The sequence below is a fragment of the Streptomyces litchfieldiae genome (genome assembly GCF_031845365.1).
Taxonomy (GTDB): domain Bacteria; phylum Actinomycetota; class Actinomycetes; order Streptomycetales; family Streptomycetaceae; genus Streptomyces; species Streptomyces litchfieldiae.
This window is the reverse complement of record NZ_JAVREL010000015.1, coordinates 175,434-191,560: the sequence shown is the minus strand read 5'-3', so window position 1 is coordinate 191,560 and position 16,127 is coordinate 175,434. Positions and strand designations below refer to the sequence as shown.

Annotated in this window: 16 protein-coding genes; 13 read left to right on the top strand and 3 right to left on the bottom strand. The window is 73.1% G+C overall.

Translation table 11 applies throughout. The features are described from left to right. Positions 1-326: 326 nt before the first annotated feature. The 3 genes from RM590_RS24515 to RM590_RS24505 form a co-directional block, all read right to left on the bottom strand. Complete coding sequence (locus RM590_RS24515; protein WP_311706861.1) at positions 327-929, bottom strand: hypothetical protein; 603 nt, start codon at positions 927-929, stop codon at positions 327-329. 52 nt (positions 930-981) lie between these two features. After that, a complete protein-coding gene (locus tag RM590_RS24510) occupies positions 982-1,746 on the bottom strand; it encodes a TauD/TfdA family dioxygenase (RefSeq protein ID WP_311706860.1) in 765 nt (254 codons plus the stop codon). Between the two features lie 262 nt (positions 1,747-2,008). Beyond that, a complete protein-coding gene (locus RM590_RS24505; protein ID WP_311706859.1) occupies positions 2,009-3,190 on the bottom strand; it encodes an MFS transporter in 1,182 nt (393 codons plus the stop codon). A gap of 190 nt (positions 3,191-3,380) precedes the next feature. Here RM590_RS24505 and RM590_RS24500 point away from each other — a divergent pair, with 190 nt between their 5' ends. The 13 genes from RM590_RS24500 (at position 3,381) to RM590_RS24440 (ending at position 15,952) form a co-directional block, all read left to right on the top strand. Beyond that, entirely contained in the window at positions 3,381-4,412 is a 1,032-nt protein-coding gene (locus RM590_RS24500; RefSeq protein WP_311706858.1) for an ABC transporter substrate-binding protein, read from the top strand. Positions 4,413-4,500: 88 nt separating this feature from the next. Beyond that, entirely contained in the window at positions 4,501-5,529 is a 1,029-nt protein-coding gene (locus RM590_RS24495; protein ID WP_311706857.1) for a FecCD family ABC transporter permease, read from the top strand. After that, positions 5,526-6,344 carry an ABC transporter ATP-binding protein gene (locus RM590_RS24490; protein WP_311706856.1) on the top strand — a complete coding sequence of 273 codons (819 nt, stop codon included), beginning with the start codon at positions 5,526-5,528 and terminating at the stop codon, positions 6,342-6,344. The genes RM590_RS24495 and RM590_RS24490 overlap by 4 nt, the downstream gene beginning before the upstream one ends. 146 nt (positions 6,345-6,490) lie before the next feature. After that, a complete protein-coding gene (locus tag RM590_RS24485; protein WP_311706855.1) occupies positions 6,491-7,282 on the top strand; it encodes a class I SAM-dependent methyltransferase in 792 nt (263 codons plus the stop codon). A gap of 5 nt (positions 7,283-7,287) precedes the next feature. After that, the gene (locus tag RM590_RS24480; RefSeq protein ID WP_311706854.1) at positions 7,288-8,328 is read left to right on the top strand and encodes a pyridoxal-phosphate dependent enzyme; all 1,041 of its coding nucleotides are present in this window, start codon (positions 7,288-7,290) and stop codon (positions 8,326-8,328) included. Positions 8,329-8,342: 14 nt separating this feature from the next. Beyond that, a complete protein-coding gene (locus RM590_RS24475) occupies positions 8,343-9,143 on the top strand; it encodes a Rossmann-like domain-containing protein (protein WP_311706867.1) in 801 nt (266 codons plus the stop codon). Between the two features lie 27 nt (positions 9,144-9,170). Beyond that, positions 9,171-10,199, top strand: a complete 1,029-nt coding sequence (locus RM590_RS24470; protein WP_311706853.1) for an ABC transporter substrate-binding protein — start codon at positions 9,171-9,173, stop codon at positions 10,197-10,199. A 17-nt stretch (positions 10,200-10,216) separates the two neighbouring features. Further along, positions 10,217-11,113, top strand: coding sequence for a class I SAM-dependent methyltransferase (locus tag RM590_RS24465; protein WP_311706852.1), 897 nt, complete (start codon positions 10,217-10,219; stop codon positions 11,111-11,113). Continuing rightward, on the top strand, positions 11,097-12,197 hold the full coding sequence (locus RM590_RS24460; protein WP_311706851.1) for a FecCD family ABC transporter permease: 1,101 nt from the start codon (positions 11,097-11,099) through the stop codon (positions 12,195-12,197). Before RM590_RS24465 ends, RM590_RS24460 begins: the two co-directional genes overlap by 17 nt. Positions 12,198-12,241: 44 nt before the next feature. Next, the gene (locus tag RM590_RS24455; protein ID WP_311706850.1) at positions 12,242-13,180 is read left to right on the top strand and encodes an ATP-grasp domain-containing protein; all 939 of its coding nucleotides are present in this window, start codon (positions 12,242-12,244) and stop codon (positions 13,178-13,180) included. A gap of 19 nt (positions 13,181-13,199) precedes the next feature. Next, on the top strand, positions 13,200-14,444 hold the full coding sequence (locus RM590_RS24450; RefSeq protein WP_311706849.1) for an MFS transporter: 1,245 nt from the start codon (positions 13,200-13,202) through the stop codon (positions 14,442-14,444). Between the two features lie 2 nt (positions 14,445-14,446). Then, complete coding sequence (locus RM590_RS24445) at positions 14,447-15,157, top strand: class I SAM-dependent methyltransferase (RefSeq protein WP_311706848.1); 711 nt, start codon at positions 14,447-14,449, stop codon at positions 15,155-15,157. Positions 15,158-15,160: 3 nt separating this feature from the next. Continuing rightward, positions 15,161-15,952 (top strand): ABC transporter ATP-binding protein, encoded by a 792-nt coding sequence (locus RM590_RS24440; protein WP_311706847.1) that lies wholly within the window; start codon positions 15,161-15,163, stop codon positions 15,950-15,952. The last annotated feature ends 175 nt before the right edge of the window (positions 15,953-16,127 follow it).

Here is a 16,127-nt window from a genome sequence, read left to right as displayed (position 1 = left end):
AGTCCACCGTTCCAGCACCGCCCGCTCGTCGCTGTCCAGCAGCAACGGCTCCAGCCTCGGACCCCGACGACGCACACCAGAAGCACTCATACAGGATCTAACGACGGATTACCGGCGCAGGACACTAGGCGGGGCGCGTGGGTGCCGGAAGACGGCACGGGAGGTTCCTCACGCCACGCACGGAAACGTGCGTTTCCCAGGGCGTTCCAGGTGTCGGGAACCAGCCCGTGCCGGGCGGAGTCCACCCGGCTCTCCTCGTCAGGGGCGTTCGCTGACCATGCGCGTCACCACGCGGCCGACCATGGCAACAGCGGTAAGCGTGTCGCTCACGTGCTGGGAAGCCGTGCCATCCAGGCGTCGAACAGGTCCAGGTCATAGCGGTCGCGCCGGCTGAGCGGACGGGCCCCGTCCGGCCAGTCCCAGATCACGCGCCCGGGGTCGACGGCACCCAACGCGCTGTACCACTCCCGAATGGGACCAGCAAGGCGGAGGTGTGTCTCGAAGTTGCGGCGTCGTCGGGTGATGTCGCCCGCCCGCCGCTCCCGCAGCACGGCCTCGGAGGGCACGACGCACGCGATCTGATCGGCGATGCCGAGCGTGCGCCGGGCGATGGCTGCCCGGGTCACGTGCAGCTGACGTTCGAACGACTCGGCCGACGGCACGACTCCGGCTCGCACCAGGGTCCAGGCGTAGTGCAGCTTCAATGGGTCTGTGTCACACACAGCAACCGCATGCCTCGCCTCACGGTCGAGGGCCTGAGCCCATCGCTCTTCGTTCCGCGCAACCCAGAAGCGGCTCTCCTCCTCAACGGTCGCAGCGCGGTCCGGCTTGACATGTCCCGGTATCTCGCTGACGACCTTCTCCGGCTGGAAGGCGCGGACATGCCGGCTTTTGCCAGCGGCGCTTGGTCCTTCGAGGACGATGATCATCCCAGGACTTTCTCACGGGGGCTTACGCGATCGAAAATTCGAACGAGAGGGTCTAACGGGCGTCGGTGGTGCGGAGGGTGAGGATGCGTACGGCTCGGTCGCCGGCGTGGGCGTCGCGGCCGTGCCAGCAGCGGTAGTTGTCCAGCAGCAGGATCTCGCCCTCGGCGAGGGTGAAGCGCGGCAGCCCGTCCTGCAGCGCGTGGACCGCCTTCTCGAAGCGGTCGAGCATGGCTCGCACATGCGCGGCGGCGGGGTCTCGGTGCAGCGGCACGGCCCCTTCGGCGCGCCGGACGATGCGCCGCCCGGTGCGGGTGTACTCCACGTGCCGTCCGACGCGGGGGGTGGCGGGCAGGCCGCGCAGCTCGGGGGCCCAGGCGCCGTAGAGGTCGATGTCGTAGCCGGTGAGGAATTCCCACAGTTCGGGGTCGTCGGTCCGGCAGGCGTCGACGAAGCGGTAGGCGTCGGCCAGGAAGGATGCGCCGCCTGAGTCGGGGGCGTGCAGGACTTGGATGAGCACGTGGTCCTCGTCCGGGTCGCGGTATCGCACCGGGACGCCGCCGACGTCGACGACCAGGTCGAAGCTGTCGGCGTGCAGGTGGACGGGCCCTGCGTCGGCGGCCTGCCGCAGCCGCGGCGGGAAGAGCTGCCGCAGCCGGCTGCCGAGCGCGCCGGCCGCGGCGGCGAACAGCGCGTCCGCGGTGCTCTCCCAGCCTGTGAGGATCACCGCGCCGTCGCGTGCGAGCAGCCGACGGGCGTCCCGCGTCCGCCCGGCGGCGGCACGGCCGGGCACAAGCCCGGGACCAGCTGGATCGGACATGTCGCCATCATGCGGCACTTGCACATTGTGTGCAACAAGCCCTGGGTGGGGTGGGCCACGCGCCCCGCCTAGGGCCTGTATCGAGTTCCCGCCCGGGCCCGCGACGCCAGTCACGGCACCTCGCCGCTCCCCCAGACTCCGTCTGGGAGGTGCCCCCAGCCGGATCGCGCGAATACGGCCGGGTATGAGCTGCGATCCGGTGCCTTGCGATGCACCGCGTCTGACGCCGCGGGCTGATCCGACCGGGAACTCGATACAGGCCCTAGCGTCGGGAGAAGTGGCGGGCCGTCGGTGTGAGCGCCGCCGCCGCCGGGGCGAGGAAGCAGGCGGCGGTGCAGACCGTGAGGACCGGGCCGGGACCGAAGGCGTCGATGGCGGGCGCGATGAGCGCCAGGCCGACGGGGGCCAGGCCGTAGGAGAGCATGAAGTCCAGGGAGGAGACGCGGGCCAGCAGGCGTGGCTCCACCTCTCGTTGGGTGGCGGTGAACCAGGGGACGTTGAACAGTGAGACCCCCACGCCTGCCGCGACGTAGGCGGCGACGACGAGGGCGGCGGGCACCGGGAGCCACAGGCTCAGCGGCGCGAAGCCGTAGCAGGACAGCGCCGCCAGCGCCGCCCAGCCCTGGGAGCGCGGGCGCCAGCGGGCGATGACGAGCGCGCCGAGCAACCCGCCGGCGGTGTACGCGGTGGTGGCGATGGCCAGTACCGCCTCGGTGCCGTACCGGTCGCGGCTGACCATGGGCAGCACGACTCCGGTCGCCGAGTAGCCGGTGGCTATCACGGCGGTGAGCGCGCCCAGTCCGGCGAGGAACCAGGGGTGGCGGCGCGCCTCGCGTATGCCCTCGGCGAACTCTTCGAAGAAGCCCGCGGCAGCGCCGTCCGACGCGTCCGGTGCCGGTTTCCCCCGGGGCGGGAGCAGCGCGGCGCACAGCCACACCAGGCCCATGCCCAGCAGCAGCGCGGTGACGTCCAACGCCGTGGCGAGCAACGCCGTGAGGCCCGGCCCGCCCAACGTGGTGATGCGTACCGCCAAGGTCATCGCGGCATTGGCCTGCTGGCGTCGCTCCGGGTCGACGACCTCGGCGGTCAGCGCCTGGAAGGCGGGCCGGCAAGCGCCCTGTCCGGCCCCGATGACCATCCCGGCGGCGGCCATGACCGCCATCGAACGCCCCACGCCCGCCGCGAGTACCGGCGAGGCGAGGGCGGCCGCCAGCCCGGCCCACAGCACCACGGCACGGCGGGAGTAGCGGTCGGCCAGTACGCCTCCTATGGGAACGGCCACAAGAAATCCGGCGGTGCGGGTGGCCAGCACCAGGCCGAGGGTGGTGGGCGTGATGGCGTCGTGCAGCACCGCCAGGCCGAGGATGAACGGCATTGCCCAGGTGGCCAGGCCGGAGGCGGTGGTGCCTGCCCACAGCCGCAGGAAGGATCCTTCACGCAGCACGGAACGACGTACCTCCGGAGCCACGTGGTCCACGGCAGGCGTGGATGGTCCGGTCACGGGGCGCCTCCTCCATCGGTCGGAAACCGTCAGCACGTGTGGCCACTCAGATGAAATGAAAATTCTTTTCAGTACCCTACTGGGGCGCTTACCGGGGAAGCACACCAGGCAGTCATCCCTTCCGGAGGTCTCCATGCCCTACCCCGCACGCCGTCGCGCCCGCCTCAGCGCCGTCGCCGTCACCACGCTCGTCCTCGTGCCGCTGGCCGCGGGCTGCTCCGATCCGGGAGAGCCGGACGACCCGGCCGCGGCAGACGCCGACGCGGTGCGGGTGGAGAGCTGTGGCCGCACGCTGGCGTTCGACGGCCCGCCGGAACGGGCCGTCACGCTCGACCAGTCCTCCACCGAGACGCTGCTCGAACTCGGCCTCGCCGACCGGATGGTGGGGACCTCGAACCTCAAGACCGAGGTCGCGCCGGAGTACCAGGACGCCTACGACCAGGTCCCGGTGCTCAGCCCGGAGATCCCCACCGGGGAGCAGGTGCGCGAGGCGACGCCGGATGTGGTCGTCGCTTCCTTCACCGACAACTTCAGCCGCGACCGCGTCGGCACGCGCGCGGAGCTGGCCGAGCTGGGGGTGCCCAGTTACGTCAGCGCCGTGGACTGCCCGGAGCACGGCGACCCCGAGGTGACGGCGTTCGACCGCCTGTTCACCGACTACGAGAACTACGGCCGGATCTTCGGCGTCGAGGACCGCGCCGGGGTGCTTGTCGACGAGCAGCGGCAGGTGATCGACGAAGCGGCTGCCGCCGCCGAGGCGATGGAGGGGCGGCCCACGGTGGTGTGGCTGTACTCCGTCTACAACGGTCTGCCCTATGTCGCCGGGGGCACCGGGCTGCCCAGCGAGATGAGCGAGCTGATCGGAGCGGAGAACGCCTTCGACGACGTGAACGAGGACTGGCCGGAGGTGTCCTGGGAGGAGATCGCCGACCGCGACCCGGATGTGATCGTCATCGGCGACCTGTCCGAACGCGGGGCGCCCGGCGACAGCGCCGAGGAGAAGCTCCAGATGCTGCGGGACGACCCGGTGACCTCGCAGCTGACGGCTGTTTGGGAGGAGCACATCATCGAGGTCCCCGGCATCGAGATGGACCCGTCGGTGCGCAGCGTGAACACCCTGGGTCTGGTAGTGGACGGCATGCGGGACCTGGGCTATGTCGGCTAGAGCCAGGGGCGGCCCCGCGAACGCACTCGCCGATGCCCTGGACCCGGCGGTCCCGGTGCCGGTCGCCGCACCTGGGCCGCGGCGCCGCGTGCCCCATGTCGCGCGCCTGGCAGCGCGGCCCTGGCTGACGTTCCCGGTCGGGATCGCCGTGCTGCTGGGCTCGATGGCGGTGGCGGTGCGCCTGGGCACCAGCGACGTCTCCTACGGCGAGATCGGCCGCGCGGTGGGCGGGCGGATGTGGCTGCCGGTGGAGCCGCTGCCGCCGCTTACGGATTCGCTGATCTGGGAGCTGCGGGTGCCGCGTGTGCTGCTGGCTGCCCTGGTCGGGGCCTCGCTGGCGGTCTGCGGGGCAGTGTTGCAGTCCGTCACCCGCAACGCGCTGGCCGACCCCTACCTGCTCGGCGTCGCCTCCGGGGCCTCGACGGGGGCGGTCACCGTTCTGGTGCTCGGCGTGGGCGCGGACTCCCTCGGCGTGACGGGCGGGGCGTTCGCCGGCGCGCTGGCCTCCTTCGGCCTGCTGCTGCTGTTGCTGCGGCGCACCGCCCTGGACTCCAGCCGGGTGGTCCTGACCGGGGTGGTCGTCTGGCACCTCTTCGTCGCCCTCACCTCGCTCATCCTCATGGGCTCCGGGGACGCCGACGACACGCGGGCGATGATGCGCTGGCTGCTTGGCTCGATGGCCACGGCCCGGTGGGACGCGGTGGTGGTCTGCGCGGTGGTGGGCGCGGCGGGCCTGGTGGTGTGCTGGCTGTGCGCGACGGCGCTGGACGGCTTCGCCTTCGGCACGGACACCGCCGCCTCGCTGGGGGTCAACGTGCGCGTCACGCGCATGGTGCTGCTGGTCACGACCGCGCTGCTGACCGCCGCGGCCGTGGCGTATGTGGGGGCGATCGGCTTCGTCGGGCTGATCGTGCCGCACGGCGTGCGCTTCGTCGTGGGGCCCCTGCACCGGGTGCTGCTGCCGGCTTCGGCGCTGGCCGGGGCGGTCTTCCTGGTGTGGACCGACGCCCTGTCACGCGTCGCCTTCGACCCGCGCGAGGTGCCGGTCGGCGTCTTCACCGCGCTCGTCGGCGTCCCGCTGTTCCTGGCGATTCTGCGGCGGCGGGGGGAGATATGACGGACAAGGCCGTGCGGATCGAGCTGGCGGGCGTGAGCTGGGAAGCGGGCGGGCGGCCGATCCTGCACACGGTGACGGCCCGTGTCGAGCCCGGTGAGACGGTCGGGCTGATCGGCCCCAACGGCTCGGGCAAGTCCACGCTGCTGCGCTGTGCCGCCGGGCTGCGGGCGCCCACGGCCGGGGCGGTGCGCTACGACGGGCAGCACATCGGCGGCTGGAGCGCCCGGCGCATCGCGCGGCGGGTGGCGTTCGTCGAGCAGACGCCGGAGGCGGAGAGCGACCTGCGGGTGGACCAGGTCGTCGCGCTGGGGCGGACTCCGTTCCGCGACCGGTGGCGCGGCCTGACCGCCACAGACGACGCGATCATCGACGCCGCACTGGAACGGCTGGACCTGGGCGAGCTGCGCACCCGGCCGTGGCGGACCCTCTCGGGCGGCGAGCGGCAACGCGCCCACCTCGCCCGCGCCCTCGCCCAGCGCCCCTGGGGCCTGCTGCTGGACGAGCCGACCAACCACCTCGACATCCGCCACCAGCTGGAGCTGATGGAGCTGCTGGCCGCCACCGGCCAGACGGTGCTGGTCGCGCTGCACGACCTCACGCTGGCCGCCCGCTACTGCGACCGGCTCCTGCTGCTCCACGGCGGCGCCCTGGTCGCCGCCGGCACGCCGGAGGAGGTCCTGACGCCCGACCGGCTGCGGGAGGTCTTCCGCGTGGCGGCCGAGGTCGGCCGCGACGGGCTGGGCAACCCGGCCGTCGCCTACCGAGGCGTCAGCTCACGTGACGCAAGCGACACATGTGAGGACACAAAGCCATAGTCAAAATGACAATCATTTGTAATACTTATGCGGCCGTCGGCATGTGACGCCGAGGCTCCGCCGTGGGCGCCCCGGCGAGCAGTGCTCAACCGAGGAATCGCCGAGTCGTCGTCAGCGGCTCGGTGACCGACCGAAAGGACTCGAACGTGCACCGACCGCCCACCACCGGAGCCCGCCCCGGCCCGCCGGTGCTGCCCGGCACCGCGACCGGCTGGACGCTGCACGAGCTGCTGCCCCGAACGCTGTCTGCCGAGGAGATCCGGGCCATCAACAAGCCGAGCCGAGCCATCCACGAGCACCGTACCTACAGATGGAACGGCTGGGACTTCGAGCTGCCGCCGGGGGTGTTCCACCCGGGAGAGACCAGCCGCTTAGTCCACGCCCGCCTGCTGGACGGAACGCTGCCGGTGGCCGGGCTGCGCTACGCGGCGATGGGCGCGGGCCTGGGCGTGGAGGCCGTGGTGGTCGGCTTACGCGGCGCGCGGACGGTGTACGCGTTGGACGTGCACCCGGAGAGCGTGCGCACCACGGCGCGCCACTACGAGCGGATCGTCGGCGCGGACGGGCCGCCGCTGGTCCCGCTGGTGGCCGACGTGTGGGAGGGCTTCCCGGACGGCGAGCAGGTGGACGTCGTGACGTTCAACCCGCCGGCCATCGAACTGCCGCTCTCCGACGACCCGGAGATCGTGCGCAACCTCTGCCTCGGCCGGGACATCGCCGCACGCTTCTTCGACCAGATGGTGGCCAGGGACCTGCTCGCCCCGGGCGGGGTGGTGTACCTGATCCTGTCCAACACAGCCCCGCTGCGCGACATCGTGGCGATGGCCCTCGAGTCCGGCTTCGGCGCCGAGGTGCTCCACGTCGAAGACTGGCCAGGCGACGACGTGCAGACCTATCTCTTCGCGCTGCGGCGCGAGAAGCCGGCGCAGGAGGGCTGAGGCGCGTGCACGAGCACTACGCGGACGCGATCGCCGACCCCGACCCCATACGCCTGGCCCCCGACCTGGTGTGTCTACGATTCGAGGTGATGAAGGTGCGCTCGGCGCTCGGCGCCGTACGCCACCTGCTGGCCAGCGGCGTGGTGCGCCCCGGCGACACCCTCGTGGACAGCTCCAGCGGGATCTACGCCCTGGCCCTGGCGCTGGCCTGCCACCGCTACGGGATGCGCTGCCACATCGTCGGGTCCACCACGGTGGACGAGACGCTGCGCGTCCAGCTGGAGATCCTCGGCGTGACGCTGGAACGCATGCCGCCCTCGGACGACCTGATGCTCGACCAGAACCGGCGCGTCGAGCGCGTCGGACAGCTCCTGCTGGAGAACCCGGGCTACCACTGGATGCGCCAGTACCACGACGCCATCCACTACGTCGGCTACCGCGAGGTGGCCGAGGAGATCGGCCGGGAACTGCCGACCGGGCCGCTCACCCTCGTCGGCGGGGTGGGCACCGGCTCGTCCACCGGCGCGCTCGCCGAGTACCTGCGGGCCGCGGGCCGGGACGTGTTACTGGTCGGCATCCAGCCGTTCGGCAGCGTCACCTTTGGCGCGGAGCACACCGCCGACCCCGACATGATCATCGCCGGGATCGGCAGCTCCATCGAGTTCCGCAACGTGCGCCACGAGCTGTACGACCGGATCCACTGGGTGTCCTTCTCCTACGCCCGCGCCGGGGCGGTCGCCCTGCTGCGGGACAGCGGGATCTTCGCCGGGCTGTCCGCGGGCGCCGCCTACCTGGCCGCCGGGTGGGAACGGCGCCAGAACCCGGGACGCACCATGGTGTTCCTCGCCCCGGACACCGGGCACCGCTACGTGACGGCCGCGTTCGCGGAGTACCCCGAGGTCCCCGACCTCACCGCGCTCGCGCCGCGCGAGGTGGTCGGCACCGACGACATCGCGCTGCCCTGGTCGGTCACCGACTGGACCATCCGCCTGCCCGCATCCCGTGGCCCGGAACTGCCCGCCGCCGTGCCGGGACGGGCGTCGTGACTGCCGCCAGCGGCGTGGCGAGCGTCGCCGGGTTGGCCGCCGAGGTGCTCACCGGCCGCCGCGGCCCCAACCCGGCGGGCGTGGTCGCAACGAGCGTGTTCTGGGTCCATCACGGCACCCGGCTGGCAGGCGGGAACGTCACCTACCGTAACCAGTACCTGCTGGTGCGCGTCGGCGCCGCCTTCGGCGCGTGCGCCTTCGAGGCCGGTGAGGTCGACACGGGGATCTGCGTCGAGGCGTCCGGGCAGCCGGTGGCCGAGTTGCTGAGCGCCAGCACCGCTGCCCTGCGGGTCGCCGCGCTGGACGCGTACCTCGGCGCGATCGCCCCGCACCACGCCGACCCCCGCGCCGACCGGGTCGAGTTGCCCGCCGGCGTCCCGGAGGAGCGGGCGGCAGCCCGCGACGCCGCCGTGGCCGGTCTGCTCAACGTGCCGGCCGGCTCCAAAGTCGGGCTGATTGGCGTGGTGAACCCGCTTGTCGCCGCAATCCGGGAGCGTGGCGCCGAGCCGCTGCTGTGCGACCTGAACCTGCGCACCACCCGCTGGGGCGACCCGGTCTCCCCGGACATGACCGGGGTGCTCCAGGCCGCCGACGCAGTCGTGGCGACCGGGATGACCGTGGGCAACGGCACGTTCGACACCATCCTCGCCCGCTGCCGGGAACGGCGGGTGCCACTGGTGGTGTACGCCCAGACCGGCTCGGCCGTCGCCCGCGAGTTCCTCGGCGCGGGGGTCACCGCGCTGTCCGCGGAGCCCTTCCCGTTCTCCCAGTTCAGCGCCGACGCCACCGCGCTGCACCTCTACCGCGAGACCTGACCACACGTTGAAAGGACAGCCATCCCCATGCTGCGCTCCACCGTGCGCCCGCGCCATCGGCTCGCATCACCCCGTTCCTGCCTCGCCGCGGCAATCGCCACCGGGCTCCTGACCCTCACGGCGTGCGGTGATGACGGCGATGCGGACTCCGGCGACGCGGCCGCCGAGGGCTTCCCGGTCACGGTGGAGAACTGCGGTCGTGAGGTGACCATCGACCAGCCGCCGGAGCGGCTGTACGTGATCGGCGGCGAGGCCGGCACCCTCGTGCACGCCGCTGGCGGCACCGACCGCATCAGCACCTTCGCGCCGCTGACCGGCGAGCCGCTCGGCGACGCGGCCGGACCGCTGGGCGAGCGGGAGCAGGCACCCATCCAGACCGCCACCGACATCACCCAGGAGGCGATCATCGGCGGCAGCCCGGACCTCGTGGTGGCCTTCGGCCTGGGCGACTTGGGCCCCGAGGACCTGGAAGCCGCCGGCATCCCCACTCTCATCATCAGCGGCTACTGCGGCGGATTCGGCGCCGGCCAGTCCGAGGTCCAGGACCCGATCGAGGAGATCTACGCCGACATCACCACCCTGGGCCGGGTCATGGACACCGAGGCGCAGGCCGAGCGGGCTGTCGCCGACCTCCGGGACCGCGTCGACGCGGCCCGCGAGCGGGCCGACCAGTCCCCGCCACCGGAGGCCACGACCGCCGCGCTGTTCGTGCCCGGCCCGGACGGCACGCTCGGCTCCTACGGCGAGCGCAGCATGATCCACCAGCAGATGGAGTACCTCGGCCTGTCCAACGTCTTCGCCGGCACCGACGAGCGGTTCTTCGAGCCCAGCACCGAGGCCCTGATCGAGGCCGCCCCCGAGCGGCTGATCGCCCTGTACGAGCCCGGCGACACCAGCGAGCAGGAGGTGCGGGAGGCGCTCACCTCCCGCGAGGAACTTGCCGAGATCCCGGCGGTCGCCGAGGAGGAGATCCTGGTGCTCGACTTCTTCCACTCCGGACACGGCACGCTCGCCGTGGACGGCCTGGAGGCGCTGGCCGACCAGCTCGGCCGGTGACCAAGGAGGCGCCGGCGATGGGTGACAACGCCATGATCCCCGGCGGGAACGCCGAGACCACCGGAACCACCGAGATCGACCGCGCGGCGGCGTACTGGAGCACGCAGGCAGCTCGGTACGAGCGCTGGGGTGACCTGGCCCACGGGCACCCGCGCTACCGGGCAGCGTGGCGGGACGCGCTCGGCGCGCTCGCCGGGCATCCGGCCCGCGATGGCACGGCCCCGTTGCGGGTGGCCGACGTCGGCTGCGGCACCGGCGAACTCACGCTGCTGCTGGCGCGGATGGGCCACCACGTCTCCGGCTACGACATCGCGCCCGGCATGCTGGAGCGCGCCCGGGCCGCCATCGCCTCGGCCGGCCCTCCCCCGCAAGCGGGGGGACCCCCAGCCGGCACCGCCGAGGTGACCGTGGCCGAGTCCCGGGACCTGCCGCTCGCCGCCGGCACGGCCGACCTGGTGACCAGCCGCATGGCGTTCTGGGCAGTGCCCGATCCGGTGGCCGCCCTGCGGGAGTGGCGGCGCGTGCTCGCCCCCGGCGGCCGGATCGTGGTGATCGACGCCCTGCACTTCGCGCCGCCCGCCACCGCGGCCGGCCGGGCCCGGCACCGGGCCGAACGCGCCTTCTGGGGCGTGCTGGGCCGGATCGACCGGCGCCGGCGCCGGGGATCCCGCACGGGCCCGCCCGCCCCGGCGCGCCCGCCCACCCCGGGCGCCGCCTGGCGATCGGTGGACGAACCCGCCGGTCTCTTCGCCGCCGCCGGCCTGGCCGGGGTGCGCGTCGGCTGGCTGGACGAGGTGGCCGCGGCCCACCGCCGCACCGCGCCACTCCGCTGGCGGCTCGCCGGCCTGCTGCCCCGCTTCTACACCCTCACCTGGCAGGCCACGGAGGGGGGCGGCGATGGCGTTGACCGCTGACCGCGGGGACGTCCTCGACGGCGGCTCGCCGCACGTGGACGACCTCGACCACGCCGGGCGCAGTCGGCGAACCGTGCTGTGGATCGGCGGCCTGACCCTGCTGCTGGGCGTCACCATCCCGGTCGCGATCGGCCTGGGCCCGGTGCCCATCCCTCCCGACACCGTCGCCGGGATCATCGCCCACCACGTCGTGGGCGCGCCGGAGGTGACCTGGGAGCCGTCGGAGGACAGCATCGTCTGGCTGGTGCGTACGCCCCGCGTGCTGCTGGCGGCCATCGTCGGGGCGGCGCTGGCCATCTCCGGGGTGGCGCTCCAGGCCCTGGTGCGCAACGTACTGGCCGAGCCCTACCTGCTCGGCGTCAGCGCCGGCGCCTCCACCGGCGCCGCGTTCACCATCCTGTTCGGGGTGGGCACCGCCATCGGCGCCAGCTCGCTCACCACCAGCGCGTTCCTCGGCGCGCTCGCCGCGACCGCCGCGGTGTTCGCGCTAGCACGGAGCAACGGACGCATCACGGCCGTACGGCTGCTGCTCGCCGGGGTCACCGTCGGCTACGTGCTCAACGCCGTCACCAGCTTCCTGATCTTCTCCTCGGACACCCCGGAGGGCGCCCGCGCGGTGCTGTTCTGGCTGCTCGGCTCGCTCAGCAGGGCCCCGTGGTCCTCGGTGGGAGCGGCGGCGGCGCTGACCGCGGTCGCCTTCGTGGTGCTGCTGCTGTGGTCCCGGAAGCTGGACGCGCTCGTCCTCGGCGACGACACCGCGCACGCCCTGGGCAGCCCGCCGAACCGGCTGCGCGCCCAGGTGCTGCTGGTGGTCGCGCTCTGCGTGGGCGCCGCCGTCGCGGTCTCCGGCGGCATCGGCTTCGTCGGCCTGATCGTCCCGCACGTCGCCCGGCTGTGCGTCGGCGGCGTCCACCGCAGGCTGCTGCCGGTCTCCGCGCTGCTCGGAGCGTCCTTCCTGGTCTGGGCCGACGTGGTGGCCCGGATGGCCTTCGAGCCCCGCGAACTGCCCATCGGCATCGTCACCGCCGTGGTCGGCGCGCCGTTCCTGCTGATCCTGGTCCGCCGCTTCCGGTCGGCGGCCTGACGCTGTCCCGATCCCACTACCCCCGCAAGGAGGCCCAGGGGCCCATGGCCGACACCGACACCCCGCTGATCGTCCTGCTCGGCAACGACGATGACGACGACGACCACCGTGTCCTGTTCGACGGGATCCGCCGGAGCGGCGGCCAGCCGCGCCGGGTCCACCCGGACGAGCTGGTGACCGAGGCGACCGCCGAGGGCACCCGGTTCCTGGTCGGCGGCCGCGACCTGGCGCCCGACCTGATGTTCGGCTGGGTCTACGAGGACTACCTGATCCTCGGCATGAACCAGCTGGAGACCGCCCGCCTGGCCGGGATACCCGTGGTCAACTCGGCGATGACCTTACTGCGCGGGCAGTCGAAATACCTGAACTCGGCCCTGCTGCACCGCGCCAAGGTGCCGCACCTGCCGGTGCTGTGGGGCCGCGACGAGAACACCCTGGCCGTCTGGACGGCCGAGCGCGGCTACCCGATGGTGACCAAGCCGCTGATGAGCTCCCGCGGCCGCGGCATGCACCGGCTGACCGACGAGGCGTCCGTACGCGACCACGTCCGTACCCTCGGCCCCGGCCCCGAGCAGTACTACGTCCAGCCCTACGTCCCGGCCCGGCACCGCGACACCCGCGTGCTGTGCGTGAACCACCGGGCGGTGGCGGCGGTCGAGCGGGTCGCGCCGCAGGGCACCTGGATCTCCAACGCCCCCGGCAACACCCGGCACCGCGCCGATCTCACCCTCGAGCTGCGCGCGATCGCCGAGCAGGCCGCCGAGGCGATGGACGCGCTGTTCGCCGGCGTGGACATCGCGCAGGACGAGCACACCGGCGAGCTGTGCGTCTACGAGGTCAACACCTGCCCCACCTGCACCGCCACCTTCCGCGAGCTGGGCGCGGAACCGGTGCCCCTGGCCGAGCTGGCCTCCTTCCTGGTGGCCGCCGCCCGCGACTTCGACGGCGCGCGCCGCGACTGGCGCCCGTCGGCCACCTTCTGAGCGGCCCTGAGCGACCGTCATGCTCGCGATCCTGCGCAACGCCCGCTTCCGGCTGGCCTGGCTGAGCTACACCGCCTCGTCGGCCGCGACCTCGCTCACGCCGGTGGCGCTCACCCTGTTCCTGCTCGACACCCAGGGCGGAGTCGCGGCGCTGGGGTGGGTGCTGGGCTCCCGCACCGTCGGCTTCGTGCTGGGCGCGGTGCTCGGCGGCGTGTTCATCGACGGCTACCCGCGCCGCACGGTGCTGGCGACGGCAAGCGCCGTGCGGGGCACGGCGATCCTGGCCTCGGTCGCCGCGTTCGAGGTGTCGGTGCCGGCGATCTGCGCCGCCATCCTGGTGGCCGGGATCGGGGAGGGCATCTTTCGCGGCGCCTACCAGGCGCTGATCGGCGAGGTGGTGGGCGAGGCGGACCGGCAGCGGGCCAACGCGCTGTCCACGCTGAGCAACCGGCTGCTGCTGGTCGGCGGCCCCACCGCCGCGACCCTGCTGTACGTGGCGATCGGCGGCTCGGCCACCCTGCTGGGCACCGGCCTGCTCTGGCTGGGCTCGGCCGCGCTGGCGCTCCGCCTGCCGCGCGGCGAGCGCCCGCCGTCCAACGACGCCCGGCGCCGCCCGTTCGCCGACTACGGCGAGGTGATCCGCGAGGCGGCCCGGCACCGCTGGTTCGTCGCTGGCCTCGGTTCGCTGGTGGTTTGGCTGGCCCTCGGCTTCGCCGTTCAGCAACTGACCCTGCCCCTGGTCAGCCGCGACGACCTGGGCGGCAACACCTTCATGGGCATCGCGCTGGGCTGCTACTCGGCCGGGGCCGTGGCCGCCGCGCTGCTGATGGCCCGCTGGACCCCGCGCCGGCCCGGCCTGGTCGCTTTCGTCGGGCTGAGCCTCTATGGTCTGGTGCCGTTGGCACTCACCGTGCCGTCGGTGTCACCGGGGCTGGGCGCCGCGCTGGTGCTGCTGGCGTACTTCCTGGGAGGGGTCGGCATCGAGGCGTTCAACATTCCGTGGTTCAGCGCCATCCAGCGGGAGGTGCCACCGGAGCGGATGGGGCGGATCTTCTCCTTCGACTTCATGGTCTCCCACGGCGTGGCACCGCTGGGCCTGATCCTGCTGCCCCACGCCCTCACCGAGGCCGGGCGCACCCCCGTGCTGCTGGCGTGCGGCGTGCTGACCGTGGCCGCCTCCCTGGCCGCGCTGGCCGTGCCGGGAGCGCACCGGCTTTCCGACCCCCGTTCGCCGCAACGCACGACGGAGGTGAACAGCCAGTGACCGTGACCGATTCTCCGGACCCGGCCGCGGTGGCCTCCGTCGCCCGCACCTGGGAGGGGCGGGCCGAGCGCTACGACCAGTACTACCGGGCCTACGCCGAAGCGGGGCGGGACGCGTGGCGATCGCTGTACCGCGAGGCGATCGACGCGCTCCTCGGACCGGCCGAGCCGCCCCTGCGGGTGCTGGACGTGGGCACCGGCACCGGGTTCGCCGCCGTGCTGCTCGCCGAACTGGGCCACGAGGTCACCGGCGTGGACGCCTCGGAACGCATGCTGACGGCAGCCCGCGCCGAGGCCACACGGCGCGGCGTCACCATCCGCTGGCGCCACGGCGACGGACACACCCCGCCGGAGGGCCCATACGACCTGGTGACCTGCCGGTACGTGCTGTGGACCCTGCCGGCGCCCGGCGCCGCGCTGGCGGCGTGGGGCCGGGCGCTGCGCCCCGGCGGCGCGGTGCTGGTCGCCGACGGCCTGTGGCACACCGCCCGTCAGTTGCTCCGCTTCCCCCGGCTGCTCCCCGGAGCCGCGCGCGACTACCTGGGCATGGGGCGGACCCTGCCGTACTGGCGCGGCATCACCGCCCTCCAGGCCGCCGGGCTGCTGCGGTCGGCCGGGTTCGGCCCGCCACGGCACTTCGAGCACCTGATGCCCCCTCAGCGGCACCGGGACAGCCGGGACTTCTTCGTCATCGGTGCGAAACGGGAGGAATGAGACGTGATCAGCGCGGCGGATGTGACCTTCGCGTACGACGGAACGCCGGTGCTCGCCGGCGTGGGCCTCGAAGCCCGCTCCGGCATCGTCGGACTCATCGGCCCCAACGGCAGCGGCAAAACCACGCTGCTGCGCATCCTGTACGCGGCGCTCGCCCCGCGCGGCGGCACCGTGCTGGTCGACGACCGGCCGGTCACCTCCGTTCCCCACCGCGAGCTGCCCCGCCGGATCGCCGTGGTCGCCCAGGAGGCCCCGCCCGAACTACCGGTCACCGTGGCCGACATGGTGCTGCTCGGACGCGCACCCCACCGCTCCTCGCTTCAGGCGTACACCGCCGAGGACCACCGCATCGCCGCCGCCGCACTGCGCCGGGTGGGCATGCGCGACCTCGCTGACCGCAACGTCGCCACCCTCTCCGGCGGCGAGAAGCAGCGCACCCTCATCGCCCGCGCACTCGCCCAGCAGGCCCATCACCTCCTGCTCGACGAGCCCACCAACCACCTCGACATCCACTACCAGCACGAGATCCTGCACCTGGTGCGCAGCCTGGACGTCACCACCGTCGTCGTGCTCCACGACCTCAACCTGGCCGGCCGCTACTGCGACCACCTGGTGCTCCTCGACCAGGGCACCGTGGCCTGCGCCGGGCCCACGGCCGATGTCCTCACCCCAGAGGTGCTCGAACCCGTCTACCGGGTGTCCGTGCGCACCCTGCACGACGAGGACTGCGTGCAACTCGTCTTCCGCCCCCAGGCCCCGGCCACCGCCACGCTCCTGGAAGACGGTCAGCGATGACACACCTGGCGCGCGTCGCAGGGGCAGGTCGGCGGTGCTGCGGGCGGGGTGGTGAGGGCCGGGCGGCCTGCGTCCAGCCCCGGCGGTGGTAGAAGCGCACAGCCTTGGGGGACCGGCGAACGCGTCGATCTCACGGGCCCCGCACAGCCAGTCCAGGGTGCGCTCAGGGCCGAGC

Coding starts and splice junctions, on each gene's coding strand:
- RM590_RS24470 (WP_311706853.1), top strand. CDS start 9,171: ATGCTGCGCTCCACCGTGCGCCCGCGCCATCGGCTCGCATCACCCCGT.
- RM590_RS24510 (WP_311706860.1), bottom strand. CDS start 1,746: ATGTCCGATCCAGCTGGTCCCGGGCTTGTGCCCGGCCGTGCCGCCGCC.
- RM590_RS24490 (WP_311706856.1), top strand. CDS start 5,526: ATGACGGACAAGGCCGTGCGGATCGAGCTGGCGGGCGTGAGCTGGGAA.
- RM590_RS24455 (WP_311706850.1), top strand. CDS start 12,242: ATGGCCGACACCGACACCCCGCTGATCGTCCTGCTCGGCAACGACGAT.
- RM590_RS24500 (WP_311706858.1), top strand. CDS start 3,381: ATGCCCTACCCCGCACGCCGTCGCGCCCGCCTCAGCGCCGTCGCCGTC.
- RM590_RS24450 (WP_311706849.1), top strand. CDS start 13,200: ATGCTCGCGATCCTGCGCAACGCCCGCTTCCGGCTGGCCTGGCTGAGC.
- RM590_RS24460 (WP_311706851.1), top strand. CDS start 11,097: ATGGCGTTGACCGCTGACCGCGGGGACGTCCTCGACGGCGGCTCGCCG.
- RM590_RS24465 (WP_311706852.1), top strand. CDS start 10,217: ATGGGTGACAACGCCATGATCCCCGGCGGGAACGCCGAGACCACCGGA.
- RM590_RS24515 (WP_311706861.1), bottom strand. CDS start 929: ATGATCATCGTCCTCGAAGGACCAAGCGCCGCTGGCAAAAGCCGGCAT.